At 71.9% G+C, this 18,411-nt stretch carries 17 protein-coding genes; 11 read left to right on the top strand and 6 right to left on the bottom strand.

Translation table 11 applies throughout. The features are described from left to right. Positions 1-784, bottom strand: a 784-nt coding sequence (locus AC30N0_RS17815; protein ID WP_489519230.1) for an IclR family transcriptional regulator, incomplete at its 3' end; no start/stop codon positions are given. Positions 785-818: 34 nt separating this feature from the next. Between AC30N0_RS17815 and AC30N0_RS17810 the strand changes: the two genes are divergently transcribed. The 7 genes from AC30N0_RS17810 to AC30N0_RS17780 are packed head-to-tail and all read left to right on the top strand — an operon-like array spanning position 819 to position 7,382. Beyond that, positions 819-1,703: a phytanoyl-CoA dioxygenase family protein gene (locus tag AC30N0_RS17810; RefSeq protein ID WP_489519229.1), complete on the top strand. Its 885-nt coding sequence runs from the start codon at positions 819-821 to the stop codon at positions 1,701-1,703. Further along, complete coding sequence (locus AC30N0_RS17805; protein WP_489519228.1) at positions 1,700-2,674, top strand: C4-dicarboxylate TRAP transporter substrate-binding protein; 975 nt, start codon at positions 1,700-1,702, stop codon at positions 2,672-2,674. The genes AC30N0_RS17810 and AC30N0_RS17805 overlap by 4 nt, the downstream gene beginning before the upstream one ends. A gap of 11 nt (positions 2,675-2,685) precedes the next feature. Next, the gene (locus tag AC30N0_RS17800; RefSeq protein WP_489519227.1) at positions 2,686-3,192 is read left to right on the top strand and encodes a TRAP transporter small permease; all 507 of its coding nucleotides are present in this window, start codon (positions 2,686-2,688) and stop codon (positions 3,190-3,192) included. After that, complete coding sequence (locus AC30N0_RS17795; protein WP_489519226.1) at positions 3,189-4,481, top strand: TRAP transporter large permease; 1,293 nt, start codon at positions 3,189-3,191, stop codon at positions 4,479-4,481. Before AC30N0_RS17800 ends, AC30N0_RS17795 begins: the two co-directional genes overlap by 4 nt. 10 nt (positions 4,482-4,491) lie before the next feature. Further along, positions 4,492-5,595: a zinc-binding dehydrogenase gene (locus tag AC30N0_RS17790; protein WP_489519225.1), complete on the top strand. Its 1,104-nt coding sequence runs from the start codon at positions 4,492-4,494 to the stop codon at positions 5,593-5,595. Between the two features lie 5 nt (positions 5,596-5,600). Next, positions 5,601-6,590 carry an alpha/beta fold hydrolase gene (locus AC30N0_RS17785; protein WP_489519224.1) on the top strand — a complete coding sequence of 330 codons (990 nt, stop codon included), beginning with the start codon at positions 5,601-5,603 and terminating at the stop codon, positions 6,588-6,590. 39 nt (positions 6,591-6,629) lie between these two features. Next, positions 6,630-7,382: a UPF0149 family protein gene (locus AC30N0_RS17780; protein WP_489519223.1), complete on the top strand. Its 753-nt coding sequence runs from the start codon at positions 6,630-6,632 to the stop codon at positions 7,380-7,382. 9 nt (positions 7,383-7,391) lie between these two features. On the opposite strand, the gene AC30N0_RS17775 is transcribed toward AC30N0_RS17780, so the two are convergent. Further along, the gene (locus tag AC30N0_RS17775; RefSeq protein ID WP_489519222.1) at positions 7,392-9,479 is read right to left on the bottom strand and encodes a primosomal protein N'; all 2,088 of its coding nucleotides are present in this window, start codon (positions 9,477-9,479) and stop codon (positions 7,392-7,394) included. A 370-nt stretch (positions 9,480-9,849) separates the two neighbouring features. Next, positions 9,850-10,944, bottom strand: a complete 1,095-nt coding sequence (gene hemE / locus AC30N0_RS17770) for a uroporphyrinogen decarboxylase (protein WP_489519221.1) — start codon at positions 10,942-10,944, stop codon at positions 9,850-9,852. Between the two features lie 64 nt (positions 10,945-11,008). Here hemE and cysK point away from each other — a divergent pair, with 64 nt between their 5' ends. The 3 genes from cysK to creC are packed head-to-tail and all read left to right on the top strand — an operon-like array spanning position 11,009 to position 14,161. Beyond that, positions 11,009-11,929 carry a cysteine synthase A gene (gene cysK, locus AC30N0_RS17765; protein WP_489519220.1) on the top strand — a complete coding sequence of 307 codons (921 nt, stop codon included), beginning with the start codon at positions 11,009-11,011 and terminating at the stop codon, positions 11,927-11,929. Continuing rightward, positions 11,926-12,672 (top strand): two-component system response regulator CreB, encoded by a 747-nt coding sequence (gene creB / locus AC30N0_RS17760; RefSeq protein WP_489519219.1) that lies wholly within the window; start codon positions 11,926-11,928, stop codon positions 12,670-12,672. The genes cysK and creB overlap by 4 nt, the downstream gene beginning before the upstream one ends. Positions 12,673-12,700: 28 nt before the next feature. Continuing rightward, on the top strand, positions 12,701-14,161 hold the full coding sequence (gene creC / locus AC30N0_RS17755) for a two-component system sensor histidine kinase CreC (protein WP_489519218.1): 1,461 nt from the start codon (positions 12,701-12,703) through the stop codon (positions 14,159-14,161). A 36-nt stretch (positions 14,162-14,197) separates the two neighbouring features. Here the strand turns inward: creC and AC30N0_RS17750 are convergent, their stop codons facing one another. Continuing rightward, entirely contained in the window at positions 14,198-15,364 is a 1,167-nt protein-coding gene (locus tag AC30N0_RS17750) for an ABC transporter ATP-binding protein (protein ID WP_489519217.1), read from the bottom strand. Positions 15,365-15,387: 23 nt separating this feature from the next. Between AC30N0_RS17750 and AC30N0_RS17745 the strand changes: the two genes are divergently transcribed. Then, complete coding sequence (locus tag AC30N0_RS17745; protein WP_489519216.1) at positions 15,388-17,013, top strand: ABC transporter permease; 1,626 nt, start codon at positions 15,388-15,390, stop codon at positions 17,011-17,013. 20 nt (positions 17,014-17,033) lie between these two features. Here AC30N0_RS17745 and AC30N0_RS17740 read toward each other — a convergent pair whose 3' ends face one another. Continuing rightward, a complete protein-coding gene (locus AC30N0_RS17740) occupies positions 17,034-18,062 on the bottom strand; it encodes a Fe(3+) ABC transporter substrate-binding protein (RefSeq protein ID WP_489519215.1) in 1,029 nt (342 codons plus the stop codon). 113 nt (positions 18,063-18,175) lie between these two features. After that, a partial coding sequence (locus AC30N0_RS17735) for a DUF4326 domain-containing protein (RefSeq protein WP_489519214.1) occupies positions 18,176-18,411 on the bottom strand: 236 nt, incomplete at its 5' end.

Raw genomic sequence — 18,411 nt, 5'->3', positions numbered from 1 at the left:
CCAGCAGCGCCTGGCGGGCGGTCGCCAGCGACACCTTGACGTCGCGCTGCCGGAGGTACGGAACGGTCAGGGCGGCGACGGCCCCGTCGCTGTGGTCGAACACCGGCGCGCAGAGATCGGTGACGCCGGTCGTCGTGTCGCTCGGCGCGACGTAGATGCCGGCGCGGGCGATCTCGGCCAGCCCGGCGCGCACCCTGGCCGCCGATGCACGGCGCGCTCCGCTGGCCAGCAGCTCCGCGATCAGCTCCTCCTGAATCGCCGGGGCCTGGAAGGCGGACAGGACGCGCGACGAGGCGCGGTCCGGGCGGAACGGGAAGTGGGCGCCGAGGCGCACCGAGAAGCCCATCGGCTCCGGGCTCTCGACCTGAGCGACGACGAGGATCCGGCGCGAGAAGTGAATGACGAGGTGCGCCGACTGCCGGCTCTGCTGCGCCAGCTCCTGCATCGCCGGCAGGGCGACGCTGAGCAGCCGCTTCAGCGGCGGATGCCGGTGGGCGAGCTCGAACAGGCGCAGCGAGAGGCGGTAGGAGCCGTCCGCCTGCCGGGTCACGTAGCCGCGCCGCTCGAGCACGCTGACCATTCGGAACAGCTCGGGCGTGGAGCGCGACAGCCGCTGGGCGATGGCCGCCTGCGACAGCCCGTCGGCCTCGCCGGCGAGCAGCTCGAGGACGTCGAGGCCCTTCTCCAGGGCCGGCGCGGTGTAGGCCGCGTCGCCGTTCGCCGTGGCCGGCTCGCCGGCCGGGCTGCGTGCTGCGGCCGGCCTAGGGGAAACGAGAGGGCGCATCCACGCGTTTTACATGCGAAACTGGATTTCATCAATGAAGAAAGGTCCGGGCACCGGGCCCGGCACGATGGACCTTTCGACCCGCTTGTCTCCCGGCCAGGTCGCCTCGTTCGGCGAGCGGGGCATCCTGCATCCGCTGCCGGCGCTGTCGGCCGAGGAGGCCGGCGCGCTGCGCAGCCGCTACGAGGCGAAGGCCGACTTCATCAAGGGCCGCAACAACCAGAAGCCGCACCTTCTCTTCACCTGGCTCGACGCGCTGGTCCGCGATGCACGCATCCTCGACCCGGTCGAGTCGCTGCTCGGGCCGGACCTGCTCTGCTGGGGCGCGCAGTTCTTCGCCAAGCCCGCCGGCGACGCCGCGTACGTGAGCTGGCACCAGGACGCAACCTACTGGGGCCTGTCGTCGCCCGACGTCGTCACCGCCTGGGTCGCGCTGACGCCGAGCACGCGCGAATCGGGCTGCATGCAGGTGGTGCCCGGAACGCACCGTGCCCAGGTGGCGCACGAAGACCGCTTCGACGACGCCAACCTGCTCTCGCGCGGCCAGGAGATCGCGGTGAAGGTCGATCCGGCCACAGTGGTCGACGTCGAGCTGCAGCCGGGCCAGATGTCGCTGCATCACGTGCTCCTCTTCCACGGCTCCGAGCCGAACCGGTCGTCTGAGCCGCGCATCGGCTTCGCCATCCGCTACGTGCCGACGCACGTGCGCCAGCTCTCGCCGATCCGCGACAGCGCGCTCCTCGTCCGCGGCCGCGACACCTTCGCCCACTTCGAGGCCGAGCGGTCGCCCGAGGCCGACCTGCATCCCGACGCGGTGGCCCGCCACGGCGCCGTCATCGACCGGCAGCTGCGCATCCTCTACGCCGGCGCCCAGGCGCGCGGCAAGCTCAACCCGAACCTCCAGGAGACCACCCCATGAAGACCTTGAAGGCCGGCCTCGCGCTCGCCGCGCTCGTCGCCTCGACCCTCGCCTCGGCGCAGGAGATCAAGATCCGCTTCGCGCATTCGCTCTCGGCCACCGAACCGGCGCACCAGGCCGCCGAGTACTTCGCCAAGAACGTCGCCGCGCGCACCAACAACCGGGTCCAGGTCCAGGTGTTCCCGGGCGAGCAGCTCGGCCCGGGCAAGGAAGTCAACGAGATGATCCGCCAGGGCGCGAACGTGATGAACATCACCGACCCCGGCTACCTCTCCGACTTCGTGCCCGACATCGGCGTGCTCAACGGGCCGTACCTGATCAAGGACCCGAAGGACTACGAGAAGCTGCTCGCCTCCGACTGGTACAAGTCGGTCGAGCAGAAGCTGCAGCAGGCCGGCTTCAAGCTGATCATGGCCAACGGATTCTTCGGCCAGCGCCACATGATCGCCGACAAGCCGATCCGAAAGCCCGAGGACGCCGCCGGCATGACCGTGCGCGTGCCGCCGAACACGATGTGGATCGAGACCTTCAAGGCCATGGGGGCGCGCCCGACGACGGTGCAGTGGGCCGAGGTCTACAACGCGCTGCAGCAGAACGTGGTCCAGGCTGCCGAGGCGCCGCTGGGGTCGCTGTGGGGCGTGAAGCTGCACGAGCAGCGCAAGTTCATCTCGCTGACCGGCCATTTCACCGCGTTCGTCATGTGGCCGATCAACGCCGGCTACTTCGCCAAGCTGCCGGCCGACGTGCAGCAGGTGCTGCTCGAGGAAGGCAAGAAGGCCGGCGACTACATGACCAAGCTGACGCTCGACCAGCACCAGGACTACATGAACAAGTTCAAGGCGGCCGGCGTCACCTTCATCAGCGACGTCGACCTGCCGGCCTTCCAGAAGGCGACCACCGGCGTGTACAGCGCGTTCCCGAAGTGGACGCCGGGCCTGCACGCGCAGGTCACGAAGATCGTCCAGCGCTGAGCCTGGACGCGATGCCCGCCGAGGGCCGCGCGCCGCCGCCCGGCCGGCTCGGCCTGCGCTGGTGGCTGGACCACGCCGAGGAGATCGTCGCCTCGGCGGCCCTCGTCGTCGTCGTGCTGGCGACCGGCTGGGGCGTGATCACGCGCTACATCACGGCGCAGCCGGCGGCCTGGGCCGGCGAGGTGTCGACGATCGGCTTCGCCTGGGTCGTCTTCCTCGGCGCGGTCGCCTGCATCAAGTACCGCATGCACCCGGCCGTCGACGTGCCGCTCGGCCGCCTGCCGACGCCGCTGCGCGTCGCCCTGGTCTGGACCAACCACGGGCTGCTGCTCGCCTTCTTCGCCTTCATGGCGGTGTTCGGGACGCGCTTCGCCATCGACGCGTGGGGCAACCCGTCGCCGGTGCTGCGCGCGCCGATGACGGTGCTCTACGGCCCGGTCGCGGTGGCGTTCGCGCTCATGTTCGTGCGCTACGTGCAGTACGTGCTGCGCGGCCGGACGGTGGAGGCGCCGACGTGATCGAGGACTGGATCCCGGCGATCCTGATGTGCGTGCTGTTCGCGATCAACACGCCGATCGCCTTCGCCATCGCCCTTGCGTCGCTCGCCTTCTTCCTCCTCGACGGCTCGATCCCGCTCAACATCTTCGTGCAGAAGATGGTGACGGCGACCGATTCGTACCCGCTGCTGGCGGTTCCCTTCTTCGTCCTCGCCGGCGCGATCATGAACGCGGCCGGGATCACGCGGAAGCTGCTCGGCCTGGCCGACGCGCTCGCCGGCCACCTCACCGGCGCCCTGGCGCAGATGTGCACGGTGCTGGCCATCCTGCTCGGCGGCCTGACCGCGTCTTCGAGCGCCGACGCGGCGATGCTGTCGAAGACGCTCGGCCCGGAGATGACCAAGGCCGGCTACTCGCCGGCGTTCGCCGCCGTCATCACCTCGTGCTCGGCGATCATCACCGCCCTCATCCCGCCGTCGATCGGCCTGATCCTGTACGGCTACATCTCGGACACCTCGGTCGGGCGCCTGTTCATCGCCGGCATCATCCCCGGCCTCCTGCTCGGCGGCGCGCTGATGGTCACGACCTGGTTCATCGCCCGCCGGCGCGGCTACCTGCCGCTGCGGCGCGAGTTCGCCGGCATGGCGCCGCTCGGGCGTGCCTTCGTCGACGCCCTGTGGGCGCTGTCGATCCCGATCTTCATCATCGTCGGCCTGCGCTACGGCTTCTTCACGCCGACGGAGGCCGGCGCCATCACCGTGCTGTATGCGCTGGCGGTCGCCTTCTTCGCCTACCGCAGCCTGCATCCGCGCGACCTGCCACGCATCCTGCGCGAGACGGTGCTCGACACCGCCTCGGTGATGCTGATGATCTGCGCCGCGAGCGCGTTCGGCTTCTACCTCGCCTGGGAGCGCCTGCCGCCGCAGCTGGCGGGCTGGCTGGTGACGCTCACCACCGACCCGACGGCGCTGCTGCTCCTGCTCAACGTCATGCTCATCGTCCTGGGCACGGCGATCGAAGGCACCTCGGCGCTGATCATCCTGACGCCGATCCTCATCCCGGTGATCCTGAAGATGGGGATCGACCCGGTCCATTTCGGCATCGTCCTCGTCACCAACCTGACGATCGCCGGCGTCACGCCACCGGTCGGGCAGATGATGTTCATCAGCTCGCAGGTGCTGAAGGTGCCGATGAACAAGTACGCCGTCGAGGTCATGCCTTTCCTGGGCGCGCTGATGGGCGTGCTGCTGCTCCTGACGCTGTTCCCGCAGCTCTCGACCTGGCTGCCGAACCTGATGTACGGCAAGTGAGGGCGACGACGTGAGCCGTTTCGCCGCCGCCATCCTCGAGAAGATCGGCGCGCCGCTCGTGATCGGCGAGGCCACGCTCGGCGATCTCGCGCCGACCGACGTGCTGATCCGCAACCGCGCCAGCGGCCTCTGCCACACCGACCTCGAGGTGATCGAGGGCAGCCTCGCCTACCCGCTGCCGATCGTGCTCGGCCACGAAGGCGCGGGCGTCGTCGAGGCGGTCGGCTCGGCGGTGACGCAGGTGGCGCCGGGCGACCACGTCGTCGCCTCGTGGAACCCGCACTGCGGCCACTGCTTCTACTGCGAGCGCGACCTGCCGATCCTCTGCGAGCCGTTCACCCGGCACCAGCCGCAGGGGCGCATGCTCGACGGCGCGTCGCGCCTGTCCTGGCGCGGTGCGACGCTGAACCACTTCTCGGTCGTGTCCTCGCACGCGGCGTATTCGGTCGTCCCGGAGTCGGGTGCGATCGCCGTGCCGAAGGAGATCCCCTTCGACCGCGCCTGCCTGATCGGCTGCGGCGTGATGACCGGCGTCGGCGCCGTCTGCCGGCTGGCGAAGGTGGCCCCGGGCAGCCACGTCGTCGTCGTCGGCTGCGGCGCCGTCGGCCTGAACGCGGTCCAGGCGGCGGTGCTGATGCAGGCGGCGACGGTGATCGCGATCGACCGCGACCCGGCCAGGCGGGCGATGGCCGAGCGCTTCGGCGCGACGCACGCGCTGGCCAGCGACGAAGCCACGATCGATGCGGTGAAGATGCTGACGCGGGGCCGCGGCGCCGACTACGTCTTCGAGGCCGCCGGCGCGGAAGCGACGCTGCAGCTGGGCCTCGAGGTGACGCGGCCCGGCGGCCACCTCGTCGTCCTCGGCAAGACCGACGTGCAGAAGAAGGTCAGCCTGCGCTTCGGCTCGCTGATGGGCGAAAAGCGCATCGTCCGCTCGAGCTACGGAGGGGCCCGGCCGCGCCTCGATTTCCCGTGGCTGGCGCAGCTCTACCTCGAGGGCAAGCTCGAGCTCGACGCCCTCGTCACGCAGCGCCTGCCGCTGGCGCGCATCAACGAGGGCTTCGACGCCATGCGCCGCGGCGAGGGCGTGCGCACCGTCGTCGTCTTCGACTGAGCCGCATGGCCGGCCACCCGTCGCTGCAGGCCGGCTGGATCGACCGGCCGCACCGCCGCTTCGAGCTCGGCGACGTGCCGCTCGAATCGGGCGAGACCCTGCGCGACGCATTCCTCACCTACGTCGTGCACGGCGACGAGGCGCGGCTGCACGAGGCACCGGTCCTGCTGACGACGGCCATCGGCAGCACCCACCACCGGCTCGACTTCCTCATCGGCGAAGGCCGCGCCTTCGACCCGGCGCGGCGCACCATCGTCGTCGTCGACGCGCTCGGCAACGGCCTCTCATCGTCGCCGTCGAACAGCGTCGCGCAGGGCGGTGCCGCCTTCCCGCGCATCGCCCTCCGCGACATGATCGAGTCGCAGCGCCGCCTGCTCGACGGCCTCGGCATCGGCCGCCTGGCGGCCGTCGGCGGCGCGTCGATGGGCGGCATGCAGGCGCTGCAGTGGGCGGTGAGCCATCCCGAGCGGATGGACAAGGTCGTCGCCATGACGCCGATGGCGCGCACCGCGCGCTGGTCGCAGCTCGTCAACGAGATGTCGCGCCGGGCCTTGTTCGCCGACGCCGCCTGCACCGTGCCGCGACCGCGCGCCGAGGCAATGCGCCTGTGGCTGCCGCTCGCCCAGCTCGTCATGCCGCGCACGCCGCGCGCCGTCGAGTCGTTCGCCACCCGCGAAGCCCTGCTCGAGTGGCTGGCCGAGGCCGAGGCGACGGCCTGCAGCGAAGGCCCCGATCCCTTCGACTGGGCCTGCCAGACGCGGGCCTACGACGACCACGACGTCGGGCGCACCGCCGGCATCGTCGCCGAGGTGCTCGTCCTGGCCCCGTCGCTGGATCTGTACAACCCTGTCGACGAGGCCAGGGACCTGGCCGCCGCCATCCCCGGAGCGCGTTTCATCGAGCTGCCGGGGGACGAAGGCCACCGCAGCGCCAGCGGCGTTGCGGCCGCGCCGACCGCCGTGCTGCAGGAATCGATCCGCGCCTTCCTCGGCTGAATCCGGGTGCCGGCTCGGCCCCGCGCCCAGAATCGGGCCATGCCTTCCCGATCGCATCCGCCGCCGCGCCGCGCGCCGCCTGCCGCGTCCACGCGCGCCGTCGGCCGGCCGCTCGACCAAAGCGAGATCGACGAACTGCAGGCGCGCCTCGAGGCGGTGCCGCCGCCGTTCGAGCCGCTCGATGCGAGCATGGTCGACGGCTTCCTGTGCGCCGTCCTGGTCCGGCCGACGCCGCTGGCCGCATCGCGCTGGCTGCCTTTCGTCACCGACATCGAGGGCCGCCCGCTGCCCGCCGGCTTCGACGCCGCCCCGCTGCACGCCCTCGTCCTGCGCCGCCACGCCGAGCTCGACGCGGCGATTGCCGCGCGGCGCTGGTTCGATCCATGGGTCTTCGAGGTCGAAGCCGACGAGGCCGATGCGGAGCACGAGGGGCTGCCCGAGGGGGAACGCGAGGGCGACCCAGGCACGGTCGACGCGGCAGCGGTGCGTGCCGCCGTCTATCCCTGGGTCGCCGGCTTCGCCACCGCCTTCGAGACCTTCCCGGCCGCCGCGCAGGCGGCCGATGCGGAGCTGCTGGAGCCGCTCGCGCTCCTGTACCGGCACCTAGACCCGGACGACCTCGAGCCCGGCGACGCCATGCATGGCGCGATCGAGGCCGGCGAGCCGGTTGCCGACCTGGCCGACGCTGTCGAGGGCCTGGTCCGCGCCACCCTCCTCCTCGCCGACGTCGCCGGCCGGCCCGCCGCGGCCCGGCCGCCCGGGCCGCCGCGCCGGCCGCGCCGCCCGTCGTGAGGCCCGCTGCTAGATCGTCAGCGGGTCGACGTCGACGGCCCAGCGCAGGATCCGCTGCTCGGCGCCGCTTCGCTCGGCGCGCAGGAGGTCGAGCTGCGGCAGCCAGGCGCGCAGCATCGCCTGCAGGTGCTGCCGCGACGCCGACTCGACCAGCATCTGCATCCGCTCGACGTCGGCGACGCGGGCCACGCTGACGGGCACCGGCGCGTAGATCATCACCTCGGCGGCTTCCGGCAGCGTTCGAGCGAGGGCGTCAGCAGCGGCGAGGAAGCCCTGCGCCGCGGCCGCCGTCTTCGCCTCGGCGCGGAGCAGGGCCAGGTGCGAGAACGGGGGCAGGCCGGCGGTCTCGCGCTCATTCAGCTGCGAGGCGGCGAAGGCGGCGTGGTCGTGCCGGCCGAGCGCCTGGTAGAGCGGGTGCGTCGGGTGCCAGGTCTGGATCCACATCTCGCTGGGCGTGGCTGCCGCGGCGTCGCGGCCGGCCCGGCCGGCGGCCTGCATCAGCAGCGCGAACAGGCGCTCCGGCGCGCGGAAGTCGCTGCTGAAGAGGGAGGTGTCCGGGTTGACGGCCGCGACGAGGCTGATGCGCCGGAAGTCGTGGCCCTTGGCGACCATCTGCGTGCCGACCAGGATGTCGACCTCGCCGGCGTGGACGGCGCCGAGCTGGGCCTCGAGCGAGCCCTTGCGCCGCGTGCTGTCGGCGTCGATGCGGGAGATGCGTGCCTCGGGCAGCAGGACGCCGAGCTGTTCCTCGAGCCGCTCGGTGCCGCGGCCGACCGGGGCGATGTCGGGGTTGCCGCAGTCGGGGCAGGCACGCGGCACCCTCTCACCGAGACCGCAGTGGTGGCAGCGCAGGGTGCGGTCGAGCTTGTGGAAGACGCGCCAGGCGCTGCAGTGCGGGCAGGCGCTCATCCAGGCGCACTCGCCGCACTGCAGCACCGGTGCGTAGCCACGCCGGTTCAGGAACAGCAGGCTCTGCTCGCCGCGGCCGACGCGCTCGCGCAGCGCCGCTACCAGCTGCGGCGCCAAGGCGGGCGGCGTGCCGTGCGCCGGCGCGCTGCGCAGCCCTTCGGTGGCGCGCGGCAGGCGGCCCATGTCGACCAGGCGCAGCCGCGGCCAGGCGGCGTTGCCGATCCGCTCCGGCAGGTCGAGGCGGAGATAGCGGCCGCTGCGGGCACGCTGCCAGCTCTCGAGCGACGGCGTGGCCGAGCCGAGCAGCACCGGCACCGACTCGCTGAATCCGCGCCAGACGGCGAGGTCGCGCGCCGAGTAGCGGGCGCCTTCCTGCTGCTTGTACGAAGGGTCGTGCTCCTCGTCGACGACGACGAGGCCGAGCCTCGGCAGCGACGCGAACACCGCGAGCCGGGTGCCGAGGACGAGGTCGGCCAGGCCGAGGTGGGCGGCGAGCCAGCTGCGCAGCCGCTGCGCCGGCGTCAGGCCGCTGTGCAGGGCGACGATGTGACGGCCGGCGAAGCGGGCGCTGAAGCGCGTCACGAGCTGCGGCGTCAGGTTGATCTCGGGCACCAGGACCAGCGCCTGCCGGCCGGCCGACAGCACGGCTTCGGCAGCCTGCAGGTAGACCTCGGTCTTGCCGCTCCCCGTCACGCCGTGCAGCAGGATCGTCCCGGGCGCGGACCGGGCCGCGGCCGCGGCGATGGCATCGATGGCCGCCGCCTGGTCCCGGTTCAGGATCGGCCGCGCCGCGGCCGGCACGGCCGCTGCGGCCGGGGCGAGAAGGTTCTTGTGTAAACGGCGGGTGCGGTCGGCGACGTCCGCGCTGCCGAGCCGGCGCAGCTCCGGCGGCAGCACGGCGAGGGCGAGTTCGCCGACGCTGCGCTGGTAGTAGGCGGCGGCGAAGGCGACGAGCGCGCGCCACTGCGCCGAAACCGGCGGCAAACCCTCGCAGGCGTCGACGATGGCGCGCAGTTCGAGCTCCGGCGCGACCGCCGCACTGCCGTCCCAGACCAGGCCGGCAACCTCGCGCCGCCCGAACGGGACGCGCACCAGCGTCCCCGGGGCGAGCGGGCGCTGACTCAGGTAAGTCAGCGTGTCGTCGAGGCCGGCATGGCGCGGCGCGTCGATGGCCACCCGGACCGGCATCTCCGGTCCGGCCGCGACCCCTTCACCCGGCCTCACCAGGACCTCAGCCGAAGTTCAGAAAGAACGCCTAAGTTTATGATTTGGGCTCGCTTTCGTGATTCTCCACCGCTCCTGTGGAAAACTTTGTGGGTAAACCCTCCGCGCCGCCCGCAAAGGCTTGCTGCGTATGCCTTGCGGACACCTTGCCCGCTTTCGCGGCAGGGAGCAGCACTCAATGAAATCAACAACTTACGTGCGTCGCCCGAAATCGTCCTGATGCGCCGCAGCAGTCCGTGCTGAATTTGTGACGGATCAGCGAAGTGGGGATAAGTCAACCCCTGAGCACTCACTCACGCGGAAAACTGCGCGAGATTTTCAAGCGTGACTTTCGTCACGCCTGGCCGCGTTCGTGGTACGCCGGGGACAGCTCGTGGACGGCTTCGACGAGGCGGGCGACCGCCTCCGGCGGGGTGTGCTGGCTGATGCCGTGGCCGAGGTTGAAGACGTGGCCGTTGGCCGGCGTGCCGGCGCCCAGCGGCCCGAAGCTGGCCAGCGCGGCGGCCACTTCGGCGCGGATCGCCACCGGCCCGGCGAAGAGGACGTTCGGATCGACGTTGCCCTGCAGCGCGATCCCCGCGCCCACGCGGCGCCGGGCCTGGCCCAGGTCGACGGTCCAGTCGACGCCGACGACGTCGGCGCCGAGCGCCGCGATCGACTCCAGCCACGGCGCGCCGCCCTTGGTGAAGACGATGTGCGGCACGCGGCGGCCCTCGGCCTCGCGCTGCAGGCGCCCGAGCACGCGCCCGAGGTAGGCCAGGCTGAAGGCCTGGAAGGCGCGGTCGGCGAGGACGCCGCCCCAGCTGTCGAACAGCATCACCGCCTGGGCCCCGGCGTCGATCTGGGCGTTGAGGTAGAGCGCGACGGCGTCGGCGTTGACCTCGAGGATCCGGTGCAGCAGGTCCGGGCGCGCGTACAGCATGGTCTTGACGAGGCGGTAGTCGGAGGAGCCCGCGCCTTCGACCATGTAGCAGGCGAGGGTCCACGGGCTGCCCGCGAAGCCGATCAGGGGCACCCGGCCGTCGAGAGCGCGCCGGATCGAGGCCACCGCGTCGAACACGTAGCGCAGCTTCGCCATGTCGGGCACGGCGAGCGCGGCGACCGCCGCCTCGTCGCGCACCGGCCGCTCGAAGCGCGGACCTTCGCCTTCGGCGAAGCCGAGGCCCAGGCCCATCGCGTCGGGAACGGTGAGGATGTCGCTGAACAGGATCGCGGCGTCGAGGCGGAAGCGCTCGAGCGGCTGCAGGGTCACCTCGGTGGCGTAGCCCGGGTTCGTCGCCAGGCCCATGAAGCTGCCGGCGCGGGCCCGGGTCGCCTTGTACTCGGGCAGGTAGCGGCCGGCCTGGCGCATCAGCCAGACGGGGGTGTAGGAGGTCGCCTGCGACAGGCAGGCACGCAGGAAGGTGTCGTTGCGAAGCGGTGCGGGCATGCCCCGATTGTCGTCGGGCGCAGCCGATAATCGCGGCGCGGGATCCCCGCAGCGGAGTCCCTCGATGCTCGCCAACGACGTTCTGAACACGATCGGCAACACGCCGCACATCCGCATCAACCGGCTGTTCGGCAAGACCCACAACGTCTACGTCAAGAGCGAGCGGGCCAACCCGGGCGGCTCGATCAAGGACCGGATCGCCGTGGCGATGGTCGAATCGGCGGAGGCCTCGGGCGCGCTGAAGCCGGGCGCGACGATCGTCGAGCCGACCTCGGGCAACACCGGCGTCGGCCTGGCGATGGTCGCCGCCGTCAAGGGCTACAAGCTGGTGCTCGTGATGCCCGACAGCATGAGCGTCGAGCGGCGCCGCCTGATGCTGGCCTACGGCGCGACCTTCGTCCTCACCCCGCGGGAGAAGGGAATGAACGGCTCGATCGCCAGGGCGCAGGAGATCGTCGCCGCCACGCCGGGCGCCTGGATGCCGCAGCAGTTCGACAACCCGGCCAACATCGACATCCACGTGCGCACGACCGCCGAGGAGATCGCCGCCGACTTCCCGAGCGGGATCGAGGCGCTGATCACCGGCGTCGGGACCGGCGGCCACATCACCGGCTGCGCCCAGGTGCTGAAGAAGATGTGGCCGAAGCTGAAGGTCTATGCGGTCGAGCCCAGCGCGTCGCCCGTGATCAGCGGCGGCAAGCCGAGCCCGCACCCGATCCAGGGCATCGGCGCCGGCTTCATCCCGAAGACCCTGCACGCCGACCTGCTCGACGGCGTGATCCAGGTCGAGGCCGAGGCGGCGCGCGAGATGGCGCGGCGCTCGGCGCGCGAGGAAGGCCTGCTGGTCGGCATCTCGTCGGGTGCGACGCTGGCGGCGATCGCCCAAAAGCTGCCCGAGATCCCCCCGGGCACGACCGTCCTGGGCTTCAACTACGACACCGGCGAGAGATACCTGTCCATCGAAGGCTTCCTGCCGACCGAATGAGACCCAAGGTCCTGATCGTCGAGGACGAGCCGGGCATTGCCGACACCCTTCAGTACGCGCTGCGCACCGACGGCTTCGAGCCGGCCTGGTGCGCCACGGGCGAGGCGGCCCTGGCGCACGCCCGAGCCGATCCGCCCGCGCTGGTGATCCTGGATGTCGGCCTGCCCGATGCGAGCGGCTTCGAGATCTTCAAGCGCCTGCGCGCGATGAGCGACGTGCCGGTCGTCTTCCTGACCGCGCGCAGCGACGAGATCGACCGCGTCGTCGGCCTCGAGCTCGGCGCCGACGACTACGTGGCCAAGCCGTTCTCGCCGCGCGAGCTGGTCGCGCGCGTGCGCGGCGTCCTGCGCCGCAGCGGCCGCGGCGCGCTGCCGGCCACCGCGCCGCCCGCGGCAGGGCCGGATCCGGCGACGCAGCGCGCCCCCGCCGCCACGGCATCGCCGGTGGAGGTCGACGAAGGGCGCATGCGAATCCGCTACTACGGCCGGCCGCTGGAGCTGTCGCGCTACGAGTTCGGCCTGCTGAAGACGCTGGCGTCGCGGCCCGGCCACGTCTTCTCGCGCGACGCCCTGCTCGAGCGCGTCTGGGGCAACGACACCCAGAGCATGGACCGCACGGTGGACGCCCACGTCAAGACCGTGCGCGCCAAGATGAAGGCGATCGCGCCGCTGCAGGAGCCGATCCGCACCCTGCGCGGCAGCGGCTACGCCCTGGCCGAGGACCTGCCTTCGTCGCCGTCGTGAATCGTCGGCGGTCGGCGTGGGGGCACGCTTGACGAAACGCACGCGCATCTTCATCGGCATCCTGGTCGCGTACGCGCTCGGTGTCGCCTTCCTCATGTACCGCCAGCTCGGCGACATCGACCCGCGCTACCGCGAGTCGGCCGAGGACTCGCTGGTCGACACGGCGCAGCTGATGGCCTCGCTGATCGAGCAGGCCTCGGCCGACGGCACGCTGCGCGTCGACGCGCTCGCGCCGGTGTTCCGCTCGCTGCAGTCGCGCCGCTTCAGCGCCGACATCTACGGCGTCGAGAAGACCCGGGTCGAGCTGCGCATGACCGTCGTCGACCGCCAGGGCATCGTCGTCTTCGACTCCCGCTCGGCCGAGCTCGGCGCCGACCACTCGCGCTGGCACGACGTGTTCCGGGCCCTGCGCGGCCAGTACGGCGCGCGGACGACGCGGGACGTCGAGAGCGACCCGCAGAGCGCCGTGATGTACGTCGCCGCGCCGATCCGCGACCTCTCGGTCGCCGGCGGCAGCGAGCTCATCGGCGTCGTCAGCGTGGGCAAGCCGGTGCAGAGCTTCGGCCAGTTCGTCGAGGCGGCGCGGCAGAAGACGCTGCAGCTCGGCGCCACGTCGGTGGTCGCGGTGCTGCTGCTGGTCGTGATCCTGTCGGTGTGGCTGGTGCGGCCGTTCGGCCTCATCGCCGACTACGTGCGCTACGTGCGCGAGCAGCGCAGCTTCTCGCTGCCGCGGCTCGGCCGGCGTGCGGTCGGCGCCCTCGGCGCCGCCTACGACGAGATGCGCGACGCGCTGGCCGGCCGCAACTACGTCGCCGACTACGTGCAGACGATGACGCACGAGGTCAAGGGGCCGCTGTCGGCGATCCGCGGCGCCGCCGAGCTGCTGCAGGAGCCGATGGGCGACGCCGACCGGACCCGCTTCCTCGCCAACATCGCGCGCGAGACGCAGCGGATCCAGGAGCTCGTCGACCGGATGATGGAGCTGACCGCGCTCGAGTCGAGGAAGAGCCTGGACCAGGCGGTGCCGGTGCCCTTGCGTTCGGTGCTGAGCGATGTCGCCGCCGGCGCCGCGGCGACGGCCGAGGCGCGCGGGCTGGACCTGGTCGTCGAGCCGGGCGACTCTCACCCGGTGGTCGAAGGCGACGCCTTCCTGCTCCAGCGCGCGGTCGCCAACCTGGTCGACAACGCCCTCGACTTCTCGCCCGCCGGCGGCCGGGTGACGATCGCCATCGTCGGTCGCGGCCGCAGCTGCGACGTCGTCGTCACCGACCAGGGCCCGGGCATCCCGGAGTTCGCCGAGGGCAAGGTGTTCGAGAAGTTCTATTCGCTGGCCCGGCCGGCCACGGCCAAGAAGAGCACCGGCCTCGGCCTGTCGTTCGTCCGCGAGATCGCCGAGCTGCACCGTGGCCGCATCACGCTGAAGAACGCGCCGGCGGGAGGCGCGATCGCGACGCTGTCGCTGCCCCGCGTCGCAGACGCTAAGGCCTGATCGCCGTGGTCCCTGCGGTCGCCGCGAAGGCGGCGCTCAGCGCGCGCCGACCGCCGCCCGCTCTTCCGGGGCCAGGCGCGGCTGAAGCGGCTCGAAGGCGATCACGTGGTCGAGCTCGAGGCGGATGCCGATGGGCTCGTCGATGCTGTGGTTGTGGTGCGAGGGCACCATCGCCAGCACGGTCGCGCCGCTCGCCAGCTGCAGCGTGTAGAGGATCTCGGCGCCGCGAAAGGCCTTGGCCCGGACCATCGCCTTGACCGGACTGGTGTCGTCGTGGATCACGTCGTCGGGCCGCAGCAGCACGTCGACGTGGTCGCCCGGCGTGCACGGCGTGCCGCTGCCGGCCAGGCGGATCGGCTCGCCGCAGTCGACCGCCGCGATCTCGAGGCCGAGCCGGCGCGGCGCCAGCACCGTCGCGTCGACGAGCACGCCCTGGCCGATGAAGTCGGCGACGAAGCGGTTCGAGGGGCGGTGGTAGAGGTTGTAGGCGGAGTCGATCTGCTGGATCCGGCCTTCGTTCATCACCGCGATCCGGTCGGCCAGCGCGAAGGCCTCGTTCTGGTCGTGGGTGACGAATACGGCCGTCGTGCCGGCCGCCTTGAGGATGGCGCGCACGTCGGTGGCGAGCCCCTCGCGCAGGCCGGCATCGAGGCTGGAGAACGGCTCGTCGAGGAGGAGCAGCCTCGGCGCCGGCGCCAGAGCGCGGGCCAGGGCGACGCGCTGCTGCTGGCCACCGGAGAGCTCGTGCGGCAGCCGGTCGGCGGCCCATTCGAGGCCGACCGCGGCCAGCATCTCGGCAACGCGCTTGCCGGCGCGGCCGCGATCGGCGATGCCGAAGGCGACGTTGCGGGCGACGCTCAGGTGCGGGAACAGGGCCAGGTCCTGGAACACCATGCCGATGCGGCGCCGCTCGGGCGGCACGTGGCGGCCATCGGCGCGGCTGACCAGGCTGCCGTCGATCGAGATGCTGCCCGAGCTGATGCGCTCGAAGCCGGCGATGCAGCGCAGGGCCGTCGTCTTGCCGCAGCCCGAGGGCCCGAGCAGGCAGCAGACTTCGCCGCTGGCGAGCGCGAGGTCGAGGTCGGCGAAGGTGCTCACCCTGCCGTAGCGATGACCGACGCCGAGGAGGCCGAGCACCGGCAGGAAGGGCCGGGCGGGCGCGTCGACGGGGGAGGCGGTGGTCACGGCGGAGACGTCGGCCATGGCGCCGACCTTACACTGCCGACATGCTGCGCGTCGCGCTCGCGCTCATCACGATGCTCGCCGCCGCGCTCGTCGCCGTGCCGATTCTCTCGGTCGGCGCGAATGTCTTCTCGACAGGAACCGGCGGCACCTGGTCGCACCTCGCGGCGACCGTCCTGCCCGACTACATCGTCGCCACGGTCGCGCTCTGCGTCGGCGTCGGCATCGGCAGCGTCATGCTCGGCGTCGGCAGCGCCTGGCTGGTGACGCACCTCGACTTCCCGCTGCGGCGCAGCTTCGAGTGGGCGCTGGTCCTGCCGCTGGCGATGCCGGCCTACGTCATGGCCTACACCTACGCCGACGTGCTGCAGTTCGCCGGGCCGCTGCAGACCTCGCTGCGCGAGCTCATGGGCTGGCGCCGCGGCGACTACTGGTTCCCGGACGTGCGCAGCGTCGGCGGCGCGGTCGTCATGCTGTCGTGCGTGCTCTACCCGTACGTGTACCTGCTCGTTCGGATCGCCTTCCTCGAGCGCGGCGCGGCCCTGCTCGATGCCGGCCGGGCCCTGGGTCTGACGCCGTGGCGCAGCTTCCTGCGCGTGTCGCTGCCGATGGCACGCCCGGCCATCGCCGCCGGCTCGGCCCTGGCGCTGATGGAGACGCTCGCCGACTATGGGACGGTGTCGTACTTCGGCGTGCAGACCTTCACGACCGGGATCTACCACGCCTGGTTCTCGCTCGGCGACCGCACCGCCGCGGCGCAGCTCTCGACCGCCTTGCTCGTCTTCGTGCTCACGGTCCTCGCGATCGAGCGCATCTCGCGTGGGCAGGCGCGTTTCGCGGCGACCGGCACGACGCGCGTCCCGCCGCCGGGCATCCGCCTCGGGGGCTGGCGCGCCGCCCTGGCGATCGCCGGCTGCGCCGTGCCCTTCGCGCTCGGCTTTGTGATCCCGTGCGCGATCCTGGTCCGCCTCGCCCTCGCCACCGGCGACGCCGAGTTCGGGCCGCGCTTCGTCGTCCTGGCGCGCAACAGCTTCGTCCTCGCTCTGACGAGCGCCTGCATCGCCTGCGTGGTCGCGCTCGTGCTCGCCTACGCGCGCCGCATCGATCCGAAGCCGATGACGCGGATCGCGCACTGGTTCGCGGGCATGGGCTACGCCATCCCCGGCTCGGTGATCGCGGTCGGCCTGCTGATCCCGCTGGCCCGGCTCGACAACGCGCTTGCCGAGTGGCTGCGCTCGAGCTTCGGCTGGCACACCGGCCTGCTCTTCACCGGCGGCCTGGCGGCGCTCGTCTACGCCTGCGTCGTGCGCTTCATGGCCACCGCCCTGCAGACCCTCGACTCGGCCCTGGCGCGGATCACCCCGCACATGGACGACGCGGCGCGCAGCCTCGGCCTCGCCCCGTCGCAGACCCTGGCCCGCGTCCACGTGCCGCTCTTGCGGCGCGGCCTGCTCACGGCGGCGCTGCTCGTCTTCATCGACGTCATGAAGGAGCTGCCGGCGACGCTGGTCATGCGCCCGTTCAACTTCGACACCCTGGCGACGCAGGTCTATCGCCTGGCCAGCGACGAGCGGCTGGCCGAAGCCGCGACGGGGTCGATCGCGATCGTCGTCGTCGGCCTGCTGCCGCTGCTCCTGCTGAGCCGGCAGATCGCGGCCGAGCGCCGCTGAGGCGAAGGCGCCGGCGCCGATCAGCGCCAGCCGGCGCGGTCGAACACCTTCTGCGCGGTGGCGGTCTGCGGTGCCCATGTCGAGATCGGCAGCGTGTCGGCCTTGAAGCCGCCGAGCGCCTCGAGCGCCGGGTTGCCGACCCTGGCCGTCTTCACGACCGGCCATTCGTTGTTGCCGTCGGCGAAATACACCTGGGCCGCGTCGCTGGCCAGGTACTCGAGGAAACGGATGGCGTTGGCGCGGTTCGGCGCGGTCTTGACGACGCCGGCACCCGACACGTTGACGTGCGTGCCCCAGCCGGCCTGGTTCGGCCAGACGATGCCGAGGGCGTTCATCGCCTTCACGTCTTCGGCCGCCGTCGACCGCATCATCCGCGCGACGTAGTAGCTGTTGGCGAGGGCGACGCCGCACTCGCCAGCAGCGACGGCGCGCAGCTGGTCGGTGTCGCCGCCCTTGGGCGCACGCGCGAAGTTGGCGACCAGGCCGCGCGCCCAGGCCTCGGTCTTGGCCTCGCCGTCGTGGGCGATGAGGGCCGCGCCCAGCGACAGGTTGTACGGATGGGTGCCGGAGCGGACGCAGACCTGCGACTTCAGGCGCGGCGCCGCGAGGTCCTCGTAGGTCTGCACCCAGGCCGGGTTGATCGCCGACTTGTTGTAGGCGATGACGCGGGCGCGGGTCGAGAACGCCAGCCAGTTCGGGGTGCGCAGGTGCGCCGGGATGCGCGCCTCGAGCGCCTTCGACTGCACCGGCTGGAACAGGCCCATCCTGTCGGCGATCTCGAGCCGGGACGCGTCGACCGTGATCAGGACGTCCGCGGGGCTGCTCGCTCCCTCGTTGCGGATGCGCTCGACGAGCTCGTCCTCGCGGCCGTCGAGCCGGTTGATGCGGATGCCCGTCTCCTTGGTGAAGTTGGCGTAGAAGGCTTCGTCGGTCTGGTAGTGCCGCGCCGAGTAGATGTTGACCACGCCCTGGGCCTGGGCCAGGGGAGCGATCAGGAGCGAGAGGGCCAGCGGCAGGAGGGGGGCGAAGCGGCGGATGAGGCGTTGCATGGGGACGGCGCGCAGGCGCGATGGAGCGATGCGGCGATGATAGTAGGAATCGTTCGCATTTGCGAACAGGGCGGCATTCCGGTCATGCCGCCAGGGTCGGCCCCGGGCCCGGCTCAGCCGCCGTTCGCGATCCGCAGCAGCAGGTCGGCGTGGCAGGGCCCGTCGGCCGGACACCAGCAGGCGAGGTTGCGGCCGGCCAGGGCGGCGAGGATCGCCTCCGGCGCCGGCGGCGTTTGCCCGGCGGGCGCGGCGATCTCGCCGCGCATCCAGCGCCCGTGCGCGGCGACGGCGGCGGCGACGCTACCGCAATCCGACGGGCTGAACGGGTTGCCCCAGCGCGTCGTCCGGT

The organism is Rhizobacter sp. (assembly GCF_031412495.1).
GTDB lineage: Bacteria > Pseudomonadota > Gammaproteobacteria > Burkholderiales > Burkholderiaceae_C > Schlegelella_A.
The sequence above is the reverse complement of the archived record's forward strand: the minus strand, read 5'-3'. Positions and strand labels throughout refer to the sequence as shown.